The sequence below is a fragment of the Chitinophaga sp. sic0106 genome (assembly GCF_019219075.1).
Lineage (GTDB): Bacteria > Bacteroidota > Bacteroidia > Chitinophagales > Chitinophagaceae > Chitinophaga.
In genome coordinates this window covers 1-19,997 of record NZ_JAHUWJ010000005.1, presented here as the reverse complement: position 1 = coordinate 19,997, position 19,997 = coordinate 1, and the positions used below count along the sequence as shown (strand labels likewise).

The 19,997-nt window shown below is 49.7% G+C and carries 14 protein-coding genes; 3 read left to right on the top strand and 11 right to left on the bottom strand.

The window, feature by feature from the left end:
- Nucleotides 1-88: 88 nt before the first annotated feature.
- The gene (locus KW844_RS09135; RefSeq protein ID WP_218376421.1) at nt 89-424 is read left to right on the top strand and encodes an MGMT family protein; all 336 of its coding nucleotides are present in this window, start codon (nt 89-91) and stop codon (nt 422-424) included.
- A gap of 99 nt (nt 425-523) precedes the next feature.
- On the opposite strand, the gene KW844_RS09130 is transcribed toward KW844_RS09135, so the two are convergent.
- The 6 genes from KW844_RS09130 to KW844_RS09105 form a co-directional block, all read right to left on the bottom strand.
- Entirely contained in the window at nt 524-1,495 is a 972-nt protein-coding gene (locus tag KW844_RS09130; RefSeq protein WP_218376420.1) for a tartrate-resistant acid phosphatase type 5 family protein, read from the bottom strand.
- 96 nt (nt 1,496-1,591) lie between these two features.
- On the bottom strand, nt 1,592-3,184 hold the full coding sequence (locus KW844_RS09125) for a RagB/SusD family nutrient uptake outer membrane protein (RefSeq protein ID WP_218376419.1): 1,593 nt from the start codon (nt 3,182-3,184) through the stop codon (nt 1,592-1,594).
- Between the two features lie 22 nt (nt 3,185-3,206).
- Nucleotides 3,207-6,416 carry a SusC/RagA family TonB-linked outer membrane protein gene (locus KW844_RS09120; RefSeq protein WP_218376418.1) on the bottom strand — a complete coding sequence of 1,070 codons (3,210 nt, stop codon included), beginning with the start codon at nt 6,414-6,416 and terminating at the stop codon, nt 3,207-3,209.
- 26 nt (nt 6,417-6,442) lie between these two features.
- Entirely contained in the window at nt 6,443-7,375 is a 933-nt protein-coding gene (locus KW844_RS09115; RefSeq protein ID WP_218376417.1) for a FecR family protein, read from the bottom strand.
- A gap of 82 nt (nt 7,376-7,457) precedes the next feature.
- Nucleotides 7,458-8,009, bottom strand: coding sequence for a sigma-70 family RNA polymerase sigma factor (locus KW844_RS09110; protein ID WP_218376416.1), 552 nt, complete (start codon nt 8,007-8,009; stop codon nt 7,458-7,460).
- A 95-nt stretch (nt 8,010-8,104) separates the two neighbouring features.
- Nucleotides 8,105-9,121, bottom strand: coding sequence for a zinc-binding alcohol dehydrogenase family protein (locus KW844_RS09105; RefSeq protein WP_218376415.1), 1,017 nt, complete (start codon nt 9,119-9,121; stop codon nt 8,105-8,107).
- Nucleotides 9,122-9,345: 224 nt separating this feature from the next.
- Here KW844_RS09105 and KW844_RS09100 point away from each other — a divergent pair, with 224 nt between their 5' ends.
- Entirely contained in the window at nt 9,346-10,149 is an 804-nt protein-coding gene (locus KW844_RS09100; RefSeq protein ID WP_218376414.1) for a bifunctional 2-polyprenyl-6-hydroxyphenol methylase/3-demethylubiquinol 3-O-methyltransferase UbiG, read from the top strand.
- A 48-nt stretch (nt 10,150-10,197) separates the two neighbouring features.
- Here KW844_RS09100 and KW844_RS09095 read toward each other — a convergent pair whose 3' ends face one another.
- The 5 genes from KW844_RS09095 to KW844_RS09075 form a co-directional block, all read right to left on the bottom strand.
- A complete protein-coding gene (locus tag KW844_RS09095) occupies nt 10,198-11,715 on the bottom strand; it encodes a TlpA disulfide reductase family protein (RefSeq protein WP_218376413.1) in 1,518 nt (505 codons plus the stop codon).
- A gap of 20 nt (nt 11,716-11,735) precedes the next feature.
- Entirely contained in the window at nt 11,736-13,190 is a 1,455-nt protein-coding gene (locus KW844_RS09090) for a RagB/SusD family nutrient uptake outer membrane protein (RefSeq protein ID WP_218376412.1), read from the bottom strand.
- An 18-nt stretch (nt 13,191-13,208) separates the two neighbouring features.
- Nucleotides 13,209-16,706 carry a SusC/RagA family TonB-linked outer membrane protein gene (locus KW844_RS09085; protein ID WP_218376411.1) on the bottom strand — a complete coding sequence of 1,166 codons (3,498 nt, stop codon included), beginning with the start codon at nt 16,704-16,706 and terminating at the stop codon, nt 13,209-13,211.
- Between the two features lie 344 nt (nt 16,707-17,050).
- Nucleotides 17,051-18,199, bottom strand: a complete 1,149-nt coding sequence (locus KW844_RS09080) for a FecR family protein (RefSeq protein WP_218376410.1) — start codon at nt 18,197-18,199, stop codon at nt 17,051-17,053.
- A 79-nt stretch (nt 18,200-18,278) separates the two neighbouring features.
- Nucleotides 18,279-18,869: an RNA polymerase sigma factor gene (locus KW844_RS09075; RefSeq protein WP_218376409.1), complete on the bottom strand. Its 591-nt coding sequence runs from the start codon at nt 18,867-18,869 to the stop codon at nt 18,279-18,281.
- Between the two features lie 133 nt (nt 18,870-19,002).
- Here KW844_RS09075 and KW844_RS09070 point away from each other — a divergent pair, with 133 nt between their 5' ends.
- Complete coding sequence (locus KW844_RS09070; protein ID WP_218376408.1) at nt 19,003-19,824, top strand: hypothetical protein; 822 nt, start codon at nt 19,003-19,005, stop codon at nt 19,822-19,824.
- The last annotated feature ends 173 nt before the right edge of the window (nt 19,825-19,997 follow it).

Below are 19,997 nucleotides of genomic sequence, written 5' to 3'. Positions count from 1 at the left end.
AGTTACGATTTATCCAACCGTTCGGGGCCACTATTATCTCCCTGAAACAAAAATTTAATAACTTGGCAGCGAAACGAAAACCAGGTATATGCCATCAAAAATAACAGATACAGAAACCGTTTATAAAGCCATATTTGATATCGTGAGATGCATACCCAAAGGCAGGGTCACCTCCTACGGAGCGGTAGCTAAAGCGGCCGGACTGAAGTCCGGCGCAAGAATGGTAGGCCGCGCCATGAGTTTTGTACATGGGCAAAAACCACCGGTGCCGGTGCAGCGGGTAGTAAACAGTTCTGGTCAGCTCAGCGGCGATGACGGCACCCGTGCCAAAAAGCTGGCAGCCGAAAAAGTGCAGGTGAAAAACAACCGGGTGGTGGATTTTAAAAAGGTCTTCTGGGACCCGGTGACGGAGATTGAGTTTTAAGAAATGAGGCTGACTAAAAGGCGCTAATAACCGCGTTACCCCGGTTTTATTTCCATCACCATGATACCCATTTTAGTCAGCCCCACGATAAGCATTTTACTACTGCTTATTAAAATTCAAGGTTTTCAAAACCTCCCCTTTCCTGCTGATCGCCTGCACACTCACATTATCAGCCGTCACAGAAAAAGTCATAAAACCCTGAATGGGTGCAAAAAAATCATACGCACCCCGCGGTTGCAGCTGTTCATTGGCCTCCGACCCCGCTCCGGAAATAAAATGACGGGTGTACTTTCCCTGCGGATGCAGGTACTGTAAATGATGCTCATGGCCACTGATATACATATCCACCTTATATTTTTCCAGCAGCGGCTCCAGCGAATTCCTGATATGCGGGGTATTCAATGCCCTGTTGCCGGCTGTATAACAAGGATGATGGCCCACCACAATTTTCCAGCGCGCGGAGTCCTGCAGTGTTTTTTCCAGCCACCTGATTTGCATGGTGCTATCCTGTGCCAGTAGTTCTTTAGCATAGGGAGATGTATAGGCCTCCGGGTCGAGGGTATTCGTATCAAGGAAAACAAACAAGACCTCATCCCCTCCCGCAATTTTTCGTTTGAACGCATAATAACGGGCAGGCATATGCCAGCGCTGACTCACCCTGGAATAATCCACCTGCGCCTGCGCATTGCCATGATAATCGTGATTGCCCAACACCGCATACCATGCCCGGTGCAGCGGATACTGATAAAACACATCCTCGAAAGACATCCGCCAGAGCGGGTCCTGGGGGCTGGCCACGCCATCGGGATAGATATTATCACCGGTGGCTACAATAAAAGCAGCATTAATGCCGGTAACCGCCTGTGCCAACGTAGCTGCTACATCTTTCTGAAAATATTCCCCTCCTCTGCCAAAGTCACCGATGACGGCGAATTCCAGGGCGTTGTCACGACTAACCTGCTCCCTGATAAAACCACCGCGATAGCCTTTGGCATATTCAGACTGGTATTTTTTCGTTTGTGCGTGCAAGTGAGTGCTGATGAGTAAGAGTAGTATGACTATTTTTCTCATAAGTAGATTTATTTGTCCGAAATCGCATCCGCCTGCGGCAGACGCGATTTCGGATTTAAAGGGTTGCCGTTGACAACCCTTTAAATCCGAAAATATCTAGTACCCGGTATTCTGCGTCAGATTGCCATTCAGCGTAATTTCCGTAGCCGGAATCGGATAAATCCTCCGGAAAGTTTCGGCATTTGTTTTAAAGCCCCAGGCACCCTCATACTTTCCAAAACGGATCATATCATTGCGGCGCCAGGCTTCCCAGGCAAATTCCCTCGCACGCTCTTCCAGCAACTCATCCAGTGTAACATTGGTTACCACAGGAGCTTTTACACGGGTACGGATTTTATTGACCAATACATCCGCCGTTTGAATTTCACCGGCAACAGCCGTAGCGGTGGCACCACGGAGTATAGCTTCTGCTTTCATCATCATCACATCCGCCAGGCGGAATACCGGCACATCGTTATTAGAGTTGCGGGTGCTGGGATGGGTGTTTTTATCAGGATAGTATTTGATGCTACGCACGCCGCGGGCTTTGCCCAGCTCGTCGTTACCTACATCCATGGTTTCCACTTTTTTCAGTGGCAGCTCAGGCGAAAATTCCAGTTGCCATTTGATGGTAGCACCCGGATCAGCCCCGTTGTAAGTATCATCCAGCCCTTTGTTGGTGGTGGTGATGTAGATAGGTGTTCCGTCGAAATTAAACTGTTTACCTGCCAGCCAGGTGTTATTACGTATATCGTTTGGCAGGTTAAATTTCTGGTAGAAAGAAGAGATGGTACTCATGGCAATACTCGGGCGGAATGGCAGCTGATACTTCGACTGCAAGCCGGTATGGAGGCCGAAGCGGGCAAACTGGCACCCTTCGATCACATTGGCATCGTAAGGAATGGCGAAAATGGTTTCGGTGATCTGCGGACCATTATCAGGCGCAAAAAGGGTCATGTAATCACTGGCGAGACTATACTTTTTTCCGGCCATGATACTGTCGGCCATAGCCACAGACTCATTATACATGCTTTTGCTGATATAAACTTCCGCATTGAGGTACATCTTTTGGAGAATAGCAAAAGCCAGCCATTTGGTAGGCCGGGAATAGGTCAGCTGCCCGGTGGTAGCGGTAAGTAATGGCAACACTTCTTTCAGCTCTTTCTCAATGAAAGCGAAGATCTCCGCGCGGGAAGCCTGCCTGGGCAATTCTGCGGTATTGAACTTATCCATCAGCGGTATGTTGCCGTACAGATCCATCATGAAAAAGTAGTACAGGGCACGCATGGCACGTATTTCCGCCATAGCAGCAGGTTTACTGTCGCTATTCGGTGCATCCTGAAATACTTTGTACACGCGGTTACAGGCATTGATGCCGCCATAACCCCATTGCCATACACTCCTGACAGTAGGATGATCTTTCGTATAGGTGTGCAGGTGAAGGAAACGGTATTGCCCCCCATCGTCATAGTTACCATCGCGGGCGGGTATAATGGCCTCGTCGGTGGACAACTCCTGCAAACGCCAGTAGTCAATAGCATAGCCGGTTGCCAGCATGGAATATATAGGTCCGGCTACAGCCACAAAGCCGTCAGGGGTAGTCGGGAAATTTTCTTTTACATATTCAGACTCCACTTTCACATCCAGCTTGGTGCAGGCCGTGAAGGCAGTGGCTCCGATGAAAGCGCTATATAAAAACAGTTTTTTCATACTTGATCGGTGTTAGCAGTTATTAGAAAGATGCATTCAGCCCCAGCAGGAAAGAGCGGGTTTTAGGATAGAAATTATTGTTATCGATACCCGGGGTAAGCCCGCCCATACTGATTTCCGGATCTACGCCGCGGTAATTGGTGATCACAAACAGGTTATTACCGGATACGTATACACGCAGTTTCTTCAGGTAATTGCTGTGCAGTGGCAGGGTGTAGCCAAAGGTAGCATTGTCCAGCCGCAGGTAGGAACCACTTTCGATATACCGATCACTGAGCAGGTAAGCCCGGTCATCTTTGGCGGATTCCGTCAGTGAAAAATACGGCAGGTTGGTAGCGGTAGAACCATATGGCACGTTGAGATTAGCCAGGGTGGCATTCAGGATTTGGCTACCATATGCCCCGCGGAGGAAGAAGTTCAGATCAAAGTTGCCATAAGTAAAGCTATTGCTCCAGCCATACAGCAGCTTTGGCTGTGCGTTACCGGTTTGCACCAGGTAGCTGCTGTTATATTCGCGTGTAAGGGTACCGTCAGGTTTATAAAACTGCGATAAACCATCCTTATCTTTTCCGGCGTAGCGCATGGTATAGAAAGTACCCAGGGGCATGCCTTCCAGGAGTCGCTGTGAATAGTTCCCACTCTGTCCGCGCCCGCCAAGGTCGGCTGTTTCAATGTATTTCACAGAGAACATATCGTTGGAGAGGGTCACGATTTCGTTTTTGTTATGTGCCACGTTGGCGCTGGTGTTCCAGGCGAATCTTCCTTTTCGTACAGGCGTTGCATTTACCTGAAATTCAATACCCCTGTTCTGCATTTTCCCTACGTTGGCAGTCAGCGTATTCACGATCATGGTGCTGGCCACATTGTAGTTGTAGATCAGGTCGGAAGTCATTTTATTATACACATCCAAAGCAAATCCCAGTCTACCTTTCAGGATAGTCATATCCACCCCGATGTTCGTCATCGCGGTACTCTCCCACTTCAGATCAGGGTTATCATTTTGAATAGGCGCGATGCTGCTGAGGATATTACCATTGTAATAAAACTTCCCTTGCAGGTCATAGCGCATTACGGCAATGAGCGGGTCGAAGCCGAGGGAGTTACCGGTAACGCCATAGCCTGCACGCAGTTTCAGTTCATCCAGCCAGCCCGTACTTTTCAGGAAGGGCTCATTGGTAATTTTCCATGCACCGGAGATGGCCGGAAACAGCGCCCAGCGGTTGTTTACGCCAAAGGCGGAGGAGCCGTCCTGGCGGAGGGAGGCCTGGAAGAGGTATTTGTCCTTGTAAGCATAATTAGCCCTGCCATAGAAAGATATAAATCTTAAGGTAGAGATGCGGGTTTTACCGTAGTCAGGGATGTAGCCTGCCGGAGCGCTGCCGTAGCTCAGGTTGTTACCCAGAGATGCATCAGAAACAAAGCCCTGGTTGGAGGTCTGGAAGCCGTCGCCGCGGCGGTCTTCCTGCCAGGAGTAACCGGCGAGTAATTTCAGGTCGTGCTGACCAAAGCGTGCACCGTAGTTGAAATAGGTTTCGAGGAGACTACGGGTATTACCAAAGGCGCTGCGGATGGCGCGGCCATTGAGTCCCTGTGCCAGGCCGGAGGCGCGACCATTATAAATATCGCGGTTGATCTGTTCATCCTGCAGGGATAGGTTGAGGGTATAGGTGAGTCCTTCCAGCAGTTTCAGCTCAGCGCGGGCGGTGCCGAGCATGGTTTTGGTTTTGGTTTTATCGCTGTTGTTCACCACGAGTGATACCGGGTTCAGGTAGTTACGGGTGCGCGACCAGTCTTCCTTGAAGCTGCCATCCGCATTATAGATGCTGGTGGTGGGCAGGTAGGTAAGCATGTTGAGAAACACCAGCTCCGGAATTTTATTTTCCGTGGTGATACTGTTGCTGATGGCCAGGTTCAGTTTAAGGCGATCGTTGAAGGCGCGTTGTTCCAGGTTAGCACGCACATTGAGCCGTTCCATATCTGAGCCTTTCATGATGCCATGGTTCTGCAGGTAGTTCACGCTTCCATCGAACACCGTTTTTTCGTTACCACCGCCGAAAGAGATATTATGATTATGGGAAATCCCCTGTCTGGTGACTTCTTTCTGCCAGTCGGTGTTGGCGTTGTTTTCATCGGAGGGATTGAGGGTGTTACCGTTATCTTTCAGGTATTTACGCAGTTCGTCCGCTGTGAGCATGCGGATGCTGTTGGATACATTTTCCACGGCGCCATAGCCGTTGTAGTTGATCCAGCTCTGACCAGGCTTGGCGTGGCGGGTGGTGATCATGATCACACCGTTGGCGGCGCGTGCGCCATAGATAGCCGTGGAGGCAGCATCTTTCAACACATCCATGGATACGATATCCGCAGGAGCTATCAGTTGTATGGAAGCACCTGGTACTCCATCGATCACATAAAACGGTTGCTGTGCTTCGCCGCTGCGGAAGGTGGACGGCCCACGAAGGATCACGGTAGGTGTAGCGCTGGGATCGCCGCTGCGGGTGATGTTGAGCCCCGGCACTTTACCTTGCAGCAATTGCTCCGGTGAGGTAAGCACGCCGCTGTTGAAATTTTCTGCCGTTACATGGGAGATAGCGCCGGTGAGGTCGCCTTTGGTGGTTTGCCCATAGCCTACCACCACCACGCTGTTGAGCGTACTGGAATTCATTTCCAGTTTAACGTTCACGGCTGTACGACCTGCCAGTGCAATCCTTTCTGTTTTATAACCGATAAAGCTCAGCAGCAGGGTATCTTCGGACGGGTCGGCATTGAGGGAGAAGCTCCCTTTTACATTTGATACGGTACCATTGGCAGTACCTTTCACCTGGATGTTTACACCTGGCAGCGGTGCGCCGGTAGCGCCTTCTGTGACTACTCCGGAGATGCTGGTCAGCGGCTTTTCTTTTCTGACCACTACCACCCCTTCATTGAAGAAGTACTGGTACCCGGTGCCGCGTAATAGTTGTCGCAGCAAGGTTTCCACCGTCTGCCGTTTGAAGTCCAGCGGCTGTACTTTGATCAGGTCCATGGCGGCAGCTTCATAAACGATGTCGATACCGGCTTGCTTGCGTAACTGCTGCAAGGCCGCGGAGAGGCTGCCTTCCTTTACATGCAGTTCCTGTACAACAATGCGTTGCTGTGCTGCTGCATGCCGGGCGGTGCCGAAAAACATAAGGGCATAGAGGGCTCCGGCACAAAGCAGCTTTGTGCGAGGGCTGTTTAAAATTACAGTCATATTAGGCCTGGTTAAGTTTTATATGTTCAGGATGATTGTACGATATAGGTACCTGGTTGTTGTTGCGTAAATATTACTTTCTTACCGGTCAGTTGTTGCAGCACGCTTACCACCTGTTGTATGGAAAGCTGCCTGTTGAATGATCCGCTTACCCGCAGCTCCGGATTGTTTTGGAGCTTGAACTGTACCGGATAGTAGGCTTCGAGCATCGTCAGTACATCCGTCAGCGGCATATTTTCAAAGCTGATACGGTTACTGCGGAGCGCTTCCATATCGATGCCCGGCAGCGCTGTGGTGATATAATGATAATTTTTTCTACTGATCTGCATCTGCAGTGATGGTGTGAGCGTGGCTAACACCCGTGCGGCCTTGCTGACGCGGATTTTCCCGGTGCTTACGCCAATGGTCATTTCCTGGTGGCGGGCGTAGGCCTTGATATTAAACGATGTGCCCAATACATCCACCTGCAAACTATCTACGTATACCCGGAAAGGATGCTGATTATCCTGTTGCACATCAAAAAAGACTTCTCCCCGCAGGAGTTTAATTTCCCGCTGGCGGGAAAAGTTTTCTGCGTAGGCCAGTGTTACATCAGGTCCCAGGTAGATGGTACTGTTGTCTGGCAACGTGACCACTTTCCTTTCTCCATTTTTTGTGGAGAGCGTTACAAACTTTGTTGGCGGAGGTGTTTGGTGCAGGAGCAGCCAGGTGCTTGCTCCGAGCAACAGGGTTACTGCCGCAGCAGCCGCCCAACGTGTATACATGCGCGTTACCTTCGGTGCGGCATGGCCTATGTTTTGTTTTACCTGTTGCAGCAGTTGACGGCGCAGCTGCTCTCTGGCCTTTCCGGCCGGCATTTCGCCTGGAAACGGCGTGGTGGTGGCCAGGTGATCCAGCCATTGCTCCAGCTGCTCTTCCGGTATATGATCGAACGGATATTTGTGGCTCGGTTGCTCCAAAATCGGGTGTGTTTTAGATAAGGTTCCACCAACGGTAGTTTTTAACTATCGGGAAATACGAGTTAACATTTTGGTAATATGGCTATACGAAAAAGAGAAGTTTATGGAGCAACGGACGTGCTTTGCGATAGGCATTATTGAGTTGATTGCGCACCGTTTGCTCGGCGGTGCCGCTGCGGTGGGCTATTTCACGGATGCTAAGCTCTTCGAAATGGTACCATTCAAATACCTGCCGTTCTTTTTCAGGTAGCTGGTGAAGGTCACGATGAAAATGTTGCAGGAGGTCTTTGTCTTCTACCTTAATCTGTAATAGGGTAGTTCTTAAGTCGCTGTATTCAATAAATTTGGAAAGGTGCTTTTCTTTGAGACCCTCGTTGCGAAAGCGGCGGAGGATTAGTTTGCGGGTAGCGCTGAAGAGGTAATAACGCAGTTCTGTTTCCAGGCTGAGCGACTCCCGGCGCTCCCAGATGCTGGTGAAAAGGTCCTGCACAATATCCTGTGCATCTTCCTGACTTTCCATGACCCTTGCGGCGTAGATAAACAGCTCTTCCCAGTAAGTGTTGAAAATCATTTCAAACACTTTAAAATCGCCTTCCTTTAAGCGATCCAATGGTATATCTATGGTAGCAGACATATAGACCAGACCGGGCAAAAATAACTGGCGGCAGGAAAAGAAAGAACAAGTGGCGCCAATGATAGCAATGAGTTAACATTGGCGCCGCTGGTATATTAGTCCACTTCAATCATGGCCTTAATAACGCCTGTGGCGGGATTTAGCCAGCTTTCAAATTCCGCAGACACCTGGTTAAAGGAGGCGCGGTGGGTGATATAGGTTTCCGGCTTGATGAGTCCCTGGCGGATGCTGCTGATCACCAGATCGAAATCCTCCCGGGTAGCGTTACGACTACTCATCAGGGTGGACTCGCGTTTATGAAATTCAGGATGAGAGAAGCTAAAGGCTTCTTTCTGGAGGCCGATAAGCACATACCGTCCACCGTGCGACAGGTATTGAATGCCTTCATTGATAGCACGGAGATTGCCCGTGGCATCGATCACCACGGTGGCCATATCTCCCCCGGTAATATCCGCTAACTGCTGTACTGAATCCGGTTTACCAGCCACAATGGTATGTTGTATACCCAGCTGCTCGCGGCAAAACTGCAGCCGGCTTTCGCTGATGTCCATCGCTATCACCTGCGCCCCTGCAATCCTTGCCAGCTCCATGGTACCGAGGCCGATAGGTCCCGCGCCGATCACCAGCACAAACTCCTCTTTTTCCACCGCTGCCCGGCGCACGCCATGAGCACCGATTGCCAGCGGTTCCACCAGGGCCAGACTATCAAATCCCAGCCCCTGCCCGTGAATGAGGGCATAGTCGGGCACCTGGAAATACTCCGTCATGCCACCATCTATGTGCACGCCGCAAACATTTATTTTGGCGCAGCAATTAGGCTTTCCCCGCCGGCAGGCAATGCAGGTGCCGCAGTTCAGATATGGGATGAAGGTGACCGCCTCTCCGGGGGTAAAGCCGGTGGCAGGGTCTACCTCTTCCAAAATACCCGACAACTCATGCCCCAATACCCGTGGATAGCTGAAGAAGGGCTGCGTACCCTGAAATGCATGCAGGTCGGTACCGCAGATGCCTATACGTTTTATACGAATAATCGCGTGTCCTTTTTTAGAAACAGGCTTTTCCCTGTTTTCCCAGGCAAAGCTGCCGGGAGTAGAACATACAAGTGTTTGCATGTAAGCTGAATTTGACTGTATCAGGCAAAGGTAAGCGGAGGGGCAGGCGGGCTATAGATTAAATCGGACTTATTTTTATACAAATCCGACTTTCCTGTTTTGCGTTTCTTATCCACAGGCAAATGTAGGGCTGTAACTACCTATTTCGTACCTTAGCAACCGGCAGCACCAGGAATTCCTGGAACAAACAACCATCACGTACTAACGTTACCCACTACACGAAGATGAAAAATTACGACCACTACTTCTCCGCCAATAAAAAATTATGGAATAATAAAACGGCAGTGCATGTTGCCTCTGCGTTTTACAACCTCGATGCATTCAAGGCTGGCGCCACCTCCCTCAATCCAATAGAGCTGGCGGAAATGCCGGATGTAAATGGTAAATCGCTGCTACACCTGCAATGCCATTTCGGAATGGACACCATCTCCTTCGCACGCATGGGCGCCACCTCTACCGGGCTGGACCTCTCCGATGCCGCCATCACCGCAGCTACTGAGCTGGCCGCTACCCTACAGGCAAATGCACGCTTTGTATGCGCCAACGTATATGATGCCAATGAGCATATCTCCGAACAATTTGATATCGTGTTTACCTCCTACGGCACCATCGGCTGGCTGCCGGATCTGCAAAAATGGGCGAATGTGATAAAGGAAAGACTGAAGCCGGGCGGCGTTTTTTACATGGTGGATTTCCATCCGGTAGTATGGATGTTCGATGATAACTTTTCCTTTGTCAAGTATTCCTATTTTAATACGGGTGAGCCCATAATGGAAGAACTGAGCGGGACGTACGCCGACAGGAATGCCGACCTGCATGACGCTGAATATGGCTGGAATCACAGCCTGTCGGAGATCATCAGTGCCTTGCTGGATGCCGGATTAACGCTGGATTTTTTCCATGAGCACCTAACATCTCCCTATAACTGCTTTAATAATACTGTGGAGATAAAGCCGGGCGAGTTTCAGATAAAGGGAATGGAAGGGAAGATACCGATGTTGTATTCGATCAGGGCAACGAAAGGATAAAATATTTTCGGTTGTACACCCATGTGGGCGTACAACCGAAAAAAATAGCTATGCTTCATGCTTCAACACTAAGTTAATCATCAGCTCCAGCTGATCTTCATTGCTGCCGTCAATGCGGAAGTTTCTGAAGATAATCCTCCCCTGCTGATCCAGCAGGAAATTCACGGGTGCAGCCTGGCCATTGCTCAGGTTACCTTTGTTTCTGCCTTCCTGGTCTTCCAGCGGCGTAAAGCTGTAGCCACTACCTTTCATAAATGGCAGCACATAATCGTTTTGTGAAGAAACGATGTTGATACCCACATAATCCACCGGCTGACCTTTATACTTCCTGATCACATTTTCGAAGTGCGGGAACTCCCCTCTGCAAGGGCCGCAGCCCGGAAACCAGTAGGTCAGCAGCACTACTTTACCTTTGTAATCGGCCACCGTAGTTGGTTTATTAGTGAAGTAGTTCCTCAGACTAAACTCGGTGGCTTGTTTGGAGGAGTCCTGCAAACGGCTCCAGGTTTCATTGCCTACTTCTTTAGCAGATTTACCTAACTGCTCACCGTAGCTCAGCATACCGGCAAAGAGCTTGGTACCAGGCGTTTTCAGAAACTGAACCATCAGGCTATCGTAAGCAGCACTTTTGCTGGAAAGCGCTGTAGCAGACGCTTTCAGCAACAACACCTGGTCACGGGCAGTGCTGTACCAGGGCAGGTTTACTGTTTTCAATTGTGCCAATGCGGCAGCGCCATCTCCAGCAGCAATAAAGCCCTTAGCTGCAACCACCGCTTTTGCAATGGCCTGATTTTTTTCCCAGGACTGTTTTTCTTCGCCCATTTTTGTGGCCATCTCATTTGCCAGGGTTACTGCTTTCTCCGGATTTTCTTCCAGCAGGAGGTTGTAATAGCTGCTCATTCCGCTGGACGACCAGCTGAACTTAGCCGGATCATAACTATTTTTCAGGAGTTCAAATATTTTCATCTGATACGCAGCCCCCTTTCCACGAACCGCCAGCCAGTAAAGGGCCTGTGCGCCGCGCTCATGATCCGGAAAGCGTTTGGCTACATCCAGGATCATCGCTTCATGCCTGGCAGCATCTTTTCCCCGCATGCCTTCCGCATAATAAAAAGCATATTGCGCATTATTAGGATCGGCTACAGTGGCTTTACGCAGGTATTCCTCTCCCTCTTCAAACTTACCCCAGCGTTGCGCATCCGTCCACAGTCCGCCCCAGCCTTCTACGTACTGCGGATCAAGGGCTACTGTTTTTTCCAGGTAGGGCTTGGCTTTAGGGCTTTCCTCATCCAGATAGGCCGCTGCCAGCGCGTATGGCACGTTGGCGTTTTTGGGGAATTGCTTCATCCATTTCTGGTATTGTATCACCACCGCCGGATTATCGATGCCGATACCCTTAATAAATTCGTCGTGAAACGAGAGACTATCAGGATGTGCCGCCACCGCAGCCGCCAGCTTTTTCAGCTCCGCGGCGCTTACTTCCGGCTTGTCCTTTTTCTTCTGCCCAAAAACAATTCCAGGTAATACCAGGCTACCTGCCAGTGCGAGTGCAAATATTTTATTCATGGTTGTAAATTTAATTTGTGTTAATAAGGGTTTTGGAGAATCTGACCGTTGCTACTGTTTATTTCTACTGTATTAATAGGCACCAGCATCCGCCTGGCATCCAGGGTGTAAGTCTGTGGTGTATTTACGTCAATACCGGTGGCGGTCATATTATAAAACTCCCGCACCACTTTAATATCATCACCGGTGTAATCGTTTACACTGAAGCGGCGGATATCGTACCAGCGCATAGCAAAAGGCAGTTCTCTCCTGCGCTCTGCCAGTACTTGTTTAATAGCATCCTCCTTACTGTTGGCGGTAAGCGGCACGTAGGTGCTCATACGACTGCCACGCAGGATGTTAGCTGCTTCCAGGGCTGCACCGGTGTTCCCCTGCCGCGCCAGGGCCTCTGCTTTATTGAGTAGTACCTCTGCACGTGTGAAACCCGCAGGTACATAATAACCGGTGTTAAAAAAGGTATAGCGTGTAGTCGCCGGCGTTACAATAGAAAACTCGCGGCCACCATTTGGAATAAACAGCAATTTATAACGCAGGTCGTTAGCGGTGTCGTAACTGTTCATCAGCGAGGTACTGGGCGTATACCACGATCTGTTGTAGGTATAGCGGCAATAATACATCTCCTGCCAATACAGAAAATTCAAGGCGGTCCAGGTAAACAACTCACTGTACCTCAGTGTAGCCGCAGGGTTGCTGTAATTCCTGGAAATACCGGGTTTGATGGTTTTGAAGTCCACCAGTCGTGCCGTGGAAGATTGCAGTGCGAGGTCCGCCTGTTCTACCGCTTTCGGATAATCGCCGGTAAACAGGAAGTACCTGCTTCTAAAAGCAGCAATGGCCTTTTTGCTCACCCGCCAGGCCCTGCGCGGATCTACATCATCATAAGCCACTTTCTCTGCTTCTGTAATGTCTCCCAGAATAAAATCATAGGTTTCCTTCAGCGTGGTGCGACTCAAGCTCTCTTTATATTCAATGGTTTTCTTCAGCGGTAGTCCCATCGATTGCAGATTTCCCTCACTATATGGCGCGCAGTAGTAGTTGGCGAGTACCCAATAAGACATAGCCCTGATAAAATGGGCGTCCGCCTTTACGCGGGCACGGGCAGCATCGTCGCCGGTAACTTTATCGATATTATCGAGCACGAGGTTAGCGGTGAAAATTTTCTTGTATTCCCCATTCCACAAATCATCGGAAGCCAGGCTGGCTACACCGTCCACACTATTGATATAGTATTGCAGGCCATTGAAGTTAAAGGCCCCGGGATTGAGGCGGTATAAGTCTTTACCGATCTCATAATCATCTGTTGAAAACGAGGCCGTTTGATTGGTTTCGTAGGCAAACAGCGGAGCATTATCTACCAGTGCTTCCAGCTGCGACACCGTTTTGATGCTTACCTGCTTGTTCGGCTCTTCTGCCAGGTATTTTTTACACCCCGCCAGCGTTATTGCCGCGGCAATGATCCATGCTGTTTTTTTCATCTTCATCATCATTTCAGGTTAGAATTGGAGGTTTACGCCGATGGTGTAAGATTGCACTGGCCTGTTCGTACCTGGCAACCAGTCTGGATTGTAGCCATTTTTATTGGCGGCCCATATCAGCCCGAGGTCACGGGATTGGATAAACGCTTTTGCATTAGCCAGGTGAATGGCTCTTGCCACCTTGCGGGAGAGCGCATACTCCAGGGTCAGCTCCTTACATTCTATGTACGAGGAGCTTTCTACCAGGGAGCTGAGGTAAGGTGCGTAGCGGTCCCACAGGTAGAGCTTAGGTTCACTCGGCAATGCAAAGCCAGGGATTCCCGGATCACCGTTCAGTACATCCTTTACCCACCGGTTCACTGATAATTTACCGGAGCCCACCATGGATGGATAATAGAACGTTTCATTGCGGAACACACCTCCCATTTTACCTACGAAGATGGCGGTGAGCGTAAAGTTTTTCACCTGGAAAGTATTGACCCAGCCGAGTGTGTGCGGTGGTGTGGTGGTCCCTTCATAGTTCAGAAAAGGCAGGCCCAGGGCGGTGTTATACAACGATACATCGTTGAAACTAAACGGCGCTCCTTTAGGGCCTACCACATGAGGCACTCCATTGATCATCCCTGCATAGGTAAATGAATAGAGTGAATTTACCGGACGGCCTTCCACAAAGGCATTATCCAGGATCTGGTAGGTATACAACAATGGATTATATAAGCTGTTAATACGGTTACGGTTATACGCATATGTAACCGTAGTCGTATAACGTATAGGCGTGTGCGGTAGCTGCACGTTTGCCCCGATACTCACCTCTATCCCACGATTGGTGATACCCGCATTATTAAACTTCTGGATAGTGGTACCTGTGGCGGCAGGCAGGGCAATGTTACCAATGATACCGTCGCCTACTTTGTTATACACGTCGACGGAACCAAATAATTTATTACCAAACAGCGCGAAGTCCACCCCGAGGTTGGTAGTAGTTGTTTTTTCCCAGCGCAATCCGGGGTTACCGTTATTAGCTACTGTGGCGGTGATGGTACCGGTGCTGGTATTAAGGCTGCTGCCTACTGATAGTAAGGCCTGGGTAGAAGTAGAACGTTCCACATTACCGTTTTTACCGTAGGTGAGCCGCATTTCGAGCCGGTCTATATTTTTGTTGGCGGCTACAAAATTTTCTTCTTTCATATTCCATTTGGCGCCTAACGACCATAGTGGCGACCAGCGCAGCTTTGGATTATCGGTAATGAAGTTGGAGGCATCACTGCGGATACTTCCCGAAAGAGAATATTTGTAGTTATAGGTGTAGGAGGCATTACTATAGAAAGATACATATTTGTCCTTCTGCCAGCCGAATACGGGATTAGCACCTGCAATTACAGTTGGGTATCCGGTAAAATCTGATATGGGAGACAACGAACCTCCGTAGCCATATGGCGGCACAGTGGCCTGGAGTTTATCCGCATAATACCCATAGGCATATGGGTTGGCAGCGGTGTTGGTGGTATACTGGGATAATTCCATACCCGCTATCGCGGAGATGGCGTGCCTGCGGTGGAAGGTGCGATCAAAGTTGATTTGATTGCGCAGCAGGAAACTTTCCAGATCGGACCGGCTCACATCTTTATCTCCCACCCTATGCGGTTTCAGGATACCACCCTTAGGGATATACGATTTTCCGATAGTGCCGGTACTGGGGTTGTATTCGGTCATACTGTTAACCAGGCTGCGTACATAAAAGGTAGACTCGTCATAGTAATCAGCGTAGTCGATCCTGTTACGTTCGTATTGCAGGCGGGAGTCGAGGGTGAGTCCCTGCATGAGCCGCAGCTTAAGCCCTGCCTGTATCCTGGCGTTGAGGCTTTCGTTGGTGAGTTTCCGTCCGCGAACTTCCTGCAACAGGTTGTATGACCAGTCGCTATAAGGAAACTTGGCGGCAGGAATATATTTCAGCTGTTCCCGGTTATAGGTATTGAGATTCACGCTGTAGGCCCCATCAGGATTGAGGAGTGTTTCATAGGGAGAGAGTCCTTCCAGTTCCGCCACGGTGGCGCCGCTGGTTTCCGCCTTCCGGTATTGCAGGTTAGCACCGATGCTGAACTCCGCAAATTTTGCCAGCTTAAAATCGTTTTGCAGGTTGAGGATATAGCGGTCGTAACTGTTTTTCTGAAAGTTCCCTTTATTGTTTTCATACATCACGGAGGCGTAGGTTTTAGCCTTTTCGCTGCCGCTGCGTATGCTCACGTTGTATTGATTGAGCACGGCCCGTTGCATGAGCAGGTCGCGGATCTGCGGGCGGTTATTGATTTTACTGAGGCTATCGAGGCCAGCGTTCATGGCCTGTTCGCTGATCAGGCCATCGCGGTTGCCGTAGATCAGTTCTTCCGCCAGGGTGAGTGAGTTCTCAATATCACTGAAGCCGCCGGCATATGGATAGAACACCCAGTTGTTTTTATAGGCGAGCTTTTCGTAGGCTACCAGGTCGGCAGATCCCGCCTGTGTGGTGAGCTGGTTCAGGTTGGCCATACGGGAGATGCGGTTAAACGCCGAAGCATCCACCTGCAGTTTACCTGCACTTTTCGATTTTTTGGTGGTCACAACAATAACGCCGTTGGCGGACCTGGCGCCCCAGATACTGGCTGCGGCGGCGTCTTTAAGCACCGTTACGGACTCCACATCATTGGGGTTGATGTCTGCAAAATTACTGCTGGACACCGGGAAGCCATCTACTACTACCAGTGGTCGGCGGTCGCCATACAGGGAGGTATTACCACGAATGAGCAGGTCCATGCTGCCGTCCTCATTCTCTTTGGCCTGCATACCTGCAACGAGGCCCTGCAATGCGCTGGAGAGGTTAGAAACCGGTCGGCGGCTGAGGATATCATTGTTGACCGTGGTGAAAGCGCCGGTGGCTCTTTCCCGGGAGATAGTCTGGTATCCCGTTACCATTACCTGGTTTAAGGCAGATGCAGCCGGTTCCATGCGCACATTCACTGAACCGCCATCCGGCGTTATTTCCAGGGGCTTATATCCGATGTAGGTGATAATGAGCACTGCGTTGGCCGGTGCATTCTTCAGTATGAATTCCCCATTGCCATCGGTGCTGGCGGTGGCATTCCCTCCTTTAACGCGGATGGTGGCACCTGGCAGCGGTATACCATTTTCATCGGTAATCTTTCCTTTGATGATGGCGGCAATAGCTTCCGGCAGCAATACCATTGGCTTGCGGGAGAAGATAATATCTTTCCCGTCTATCCGGAAATTCAGTGGCTGGTCTTTCATAACGCTGGCCAGAAACTCGCCCAGGGGCTGATTTTGGGCATGTACCGTTACCGGCCTGGCTTCTGCCAGCAGGTCCTGATTATAAAATACGACGTAGCCTGTTTGTTGTTTGATCACCGGAAAAAGGCGCTGAATAGGTACGTTGTTAGCCGAAAAACTGATGGACTGGCTATAGCCCATCGCCTGAGCACTTATAAAAGCGGCGGTCAGAAAAATGGAAGCGGTTAGTTTCATGACTAACGATTTTTTTAGGTAAGGCTTCCGGAATTTCGCTGCTGTTGCCGGCCCTGAGATCTGGCCGGGCATAGCATTCCCTCGCCACATAGCAGATTTTTGCATAACTTGCATTGTGTGGTTGATTAATAGATGACTTCCTCAAACGGTCAGAAAGTATCGGCCATATGAAGGCCGGGGTGGTGCAAACACCTGCGGCCTTTTTTTAGCGACACGGTTGTAATAGTTGGTGATTAATTCATGTTACCCTCCCTCGATTTTGGTTAGTAGTAAGCAAAAAGATTCCTTACCGGCTACCTGCCGGTGTTGCGTGCTGTAAGTAGTAAATAGAATATTGTTGGCCCTTACGGCAAAACTGTCAGCTTGTTGCCTTCCAATCGGAAGTGCACTTCATTCTCTTTCAGTGCTGTGATAATCTGGTCCAGACTCTTGCTTCTGCTTAACTCTCCACCGAAGCGGATATCTTTTATGTTTCCTTCATAAGCTACTTCTATATCGTACCATCGTTGTAATTCATTTAATACCTGGTGCAGGGTGGCGCCGTCGAAATTAAAGTAGCCTTTTTTCCAGGCCAGCGCTTTTTCAGTATCCACATGGCTGATCACTGTTTGCGCACTGGTTAGTCTGGATTCCTGACCTGGCTGCAGCACTACCGGTTGGATACCAGGTTGTGTTGCCGATACCCGCACTGCGCCATCCAGCAAGGTGGTGCTGATCTGGCTGGCGGCCTCGTAGGCATTGATGTTGAAGCTGGTCCCCAGTACCTCTACCACGGACCTTTCGGTGGCTACTACAAAGGGCTGTTGCGCGTTGGCGGCCACTTCAAAATATGCTTCGCCGGTAACAGTCACTTTCCTTTGCGGCCCGGTGAATGCCGTTGGATAGCGGAGCGAGCTGGCGGCGTTTAGCCATACCCGTGTGCCATCCGGTAGTTTGACCTGAAATTGTCGCCCACGTGGTGTAGCCAGCGTGTTCATACTGTTGGCGCTACCGTTTCCACCGGCGTAAACCAGCTCATTGCCGGATTTACTAATGCGGGCGCCTTGCTGCTGAATGGTTTGATGACCAAGGCTGTCGACCTCCACTATGCTGCCATCGGCCAGGGTTAGTGTAACCGTTCCCGTGGCAGGCATTACCGGTTGCTGCATGGCAGTGGTGGACGGCGTTTGCAGCGGCCGGTTGGTTGTCTGATAATACAGATATGTACCTGCCGTTACCAGCAACATAATGCCGGCGGCATATCCCAATGTTTTTTTCCAGTTGACATAAATTGTTTTTCCCGCCGGCTTAACCTGCCGGTAAAGGGCTGCCAGTTGCTCCGGGTTACTGCGCGGGCCTGTAAAGGGCTCCTGCAGTGCATTTTCCCAGCGTTCCTCGATGGCTGCTGCCGGATAATGCAACCGTAGCTGCAGCTGCAATTGCTGCATTTCTTCCGGTGTGATGGCATCATCCAGGTATTTTTGAAATAATATTTGGAAGTCCGTATCGTTCATGGTGGCTTAGATTTCAACTCCTATCCATACAATGACGGCGGTGCAGGAAAAAGGAGAACATAACTTCTCAAAAAAAAATTTATGCCCGTAAAAAATAAACGGAAAGGCAGAACAGCAAAGGACCTCCGCGTTCCAGGATATATTTGCGGAGGGCGGCCAGCGCGCGTACCATATATACTTTTGACGACATGGGCGTAATATCCAGTGCTTTGGCGATGGCTTCGTGGCGCATGCCTTGCAGGCGCGCCATGGTAAATACCTGTTTTAATTGTGGCTGCAAACTGTCGATAGCTTCGTGCAGCAGGTGTTGCAGTTCCTTATTTTCAAGCAGGTGCTGTGGTGTGGCTTCATGGTAGGCCGCATATGTTTCCAGGTATCCGGCATTATCTTCCCTGAACACTTTATTTCTAAGGTGGTCATGAATCAGGTTACGGGAGATGGTAAACAGGAAGGCAGGGAAATTGTCCACGTCCGTTATATGAGCTCTCCTGGCCCATATTCTCGCAAAAGTTTCCTGGGCGATATCGGTAGCCAGCTCCGGAGATTTGGTCAACCGAAAGGCAGCATGGTAGAGCTGATCCCAGTAATGATAAAACAATTCCTGAAATGCAGCCTCGTCATCTTCCGACAAACGCCGGAGCAATTCTTTTTCATTTACTAAGTGTTCCATACAAGTCAGCCACTACACACAATTGGTTGGTTGAAAGGTCTAAAATAGTAAAAAAAGGGTGGTTTTAAAATTAGTATCGTTGCAGGTGTGTAATTACCAGGGATTTTGTATTTTCATCCGGTAATTTTCGACTATGAAAGGATTCTCATTTTTTTTCCTGTTACTTTTCAGTGTGGCGGCGTTCGCACAGAACTCTGTCAACAACTATAAGTATGTGCTGGTACCTGAAAAATTTAGTTTTCAGAAAGAGGTGCACCAATATGGTTTAAATACCACCACCCAGATGGTGCTCAACGGGTTGGGCTTTGATGCCATGATTGACGATAAAGAACTGCCCACCGACATTGCCGGCAACAAGTGCAGCGCGTTGATTGCCGATGTAGAACAGCGAAAAGCCGTGTTTGTGACCAACCTGACGCTTACGCTGAAGGACTGTCGTGGTAATGTGCTGTTTAAAAGCAAGGAAGGCAAAAGCAGGGAAAAGGATTATGGCGCTGCTTATAACGAAGCGCTCCGGGATGCTTTAAGCTCCCTGTCTACACTGAACTATGCTTATAATGGAACGGTTCAGCAGTCGGCAACACCCGCAGCCGCGCCTGTGACCACCACACCAGCGGCTACTGCTCCAGCCACCGCGGCACCAGTAGCAACCGCTCCTGCAGCCACCACACCGGTAGCCACTGCGCCCGCAGCTGCCGCTCCCGTTGCCGCAGCTACTGCTGAAACCAAGAGCAATGGCCTCACCCTGTACGCACAGCCTACACCTACCGGCTACCAGCTGATCGACACTACGCCAAAGAAAGTTTTAAGTCTCTATAAAACAACGGTAGCAGAATATTTCATTGCGGACAATGGTTCCGATAAGGGTATTTTGTTTAAACGTAATGGAGACTGGCAGTTTGAGTATTATAAAGACGGGAAGCTGGTATCGGAAAAGATGCAGATTAAATTTTAACTGACCCACCATTATATTGGGCCGGAATTTAAAGCGGGCCTTCGCCTAGTCATGGTCGGAAGAAATTTCTTCCGACCATTTTCTTTTATATATTTTCTTTTGATTTTTTAACAAGATACTGACAACCATTTATTTATGATTACATATCACTATTTTAGTGATTGATGTATCAT

Coding starts and splice junctions, on each gene's coding strand:
- KW844_RS09120 (WP_218376418.1), bottom strand. CDS start 6,416: ATGACTGTAATTTTAAACAGCCCTCGCACAAAGCTGCTTTGTGCCGGA.
- KW844_RS09085 (WP_218376411.1), bottom strand. CDS start 16,706: ATGAAACTAACCGCTTCCATTTTTCTGACCGCCGCTTTTATAAGTGCT.
- KW844_RS09125 (WP_218376419.1), bottom strand. CDS start 3,184: ATGAAAAAACTGTTTTTATATAGCGCTTTCATCGGAGCCACTGCCTTC.
- KW844_RS09135 (WP_218376421.1), top strand. CDS start 89: ATGCCATCAAAAATAACAGATACAGAAACCGTTTATAAAGCCATATTT.
- KW844_RS09110 (WP_218376416.1), bottom strand. CDS start 8,009: ATGTCTGCTACCATAGATATACCATTGGATCGCTTAAAGGAAGGCGAT.
- KW844_RS09130 (WP_218376420.1), bottom strand. CDS start 1,495: ATGAGAAAAATAGTCATACTACTCTTACTCATCAGCACTCACTTGCAC.
- KW844_RS09080 (WP_218376410.1), bottom strand. CDS start 18,199: ATGAACGATACGGACTTCCAAATATTATTTCAAAAATACCTGGATGAT.
- KW844_RS09090 (WP_218376412.1), bottom strand. CDS start 13,190: ATGAAAAAAACAGCATGGATCATTGCCGCGGCAATAACGCTGGCGGGG.
- KW844_RS09075 (WP_218376409.1), bottom strand. CDS start 18,869: ATGGAACACTTAGTAAATGAAAAAGAATTGCTCCGGCGTTTGTCGGAA.
- KW844_RS09070 (WP_218376408.1), top strand. CDS start 19,003: ATGAAAGGATTCTCATTTTTTTTCCTGTTACTTTTCAGTGTGGCGGCG.
- KW844_RS09105 (WP_218376415.1), bottom strand. CDS start 9,121: ATGCAAACACTTGTATGTTCTACTCCCGGCAGCTTTGCCTGGGAAAAC.
- KW844_RS09100 (WP_218376414.1), top strand. CDS start 9,346: ATGAAAAATTACGACCACTACTTCTCCGCCAATAAAAAATTATGGAAT.
- KW844_RS09095 (WP_218376413.1), bottom strand. CDS start 11,715: ATGAATAAAATATTTGCACTCGCACTGGCAGGTAGCCTGGTATTACCT.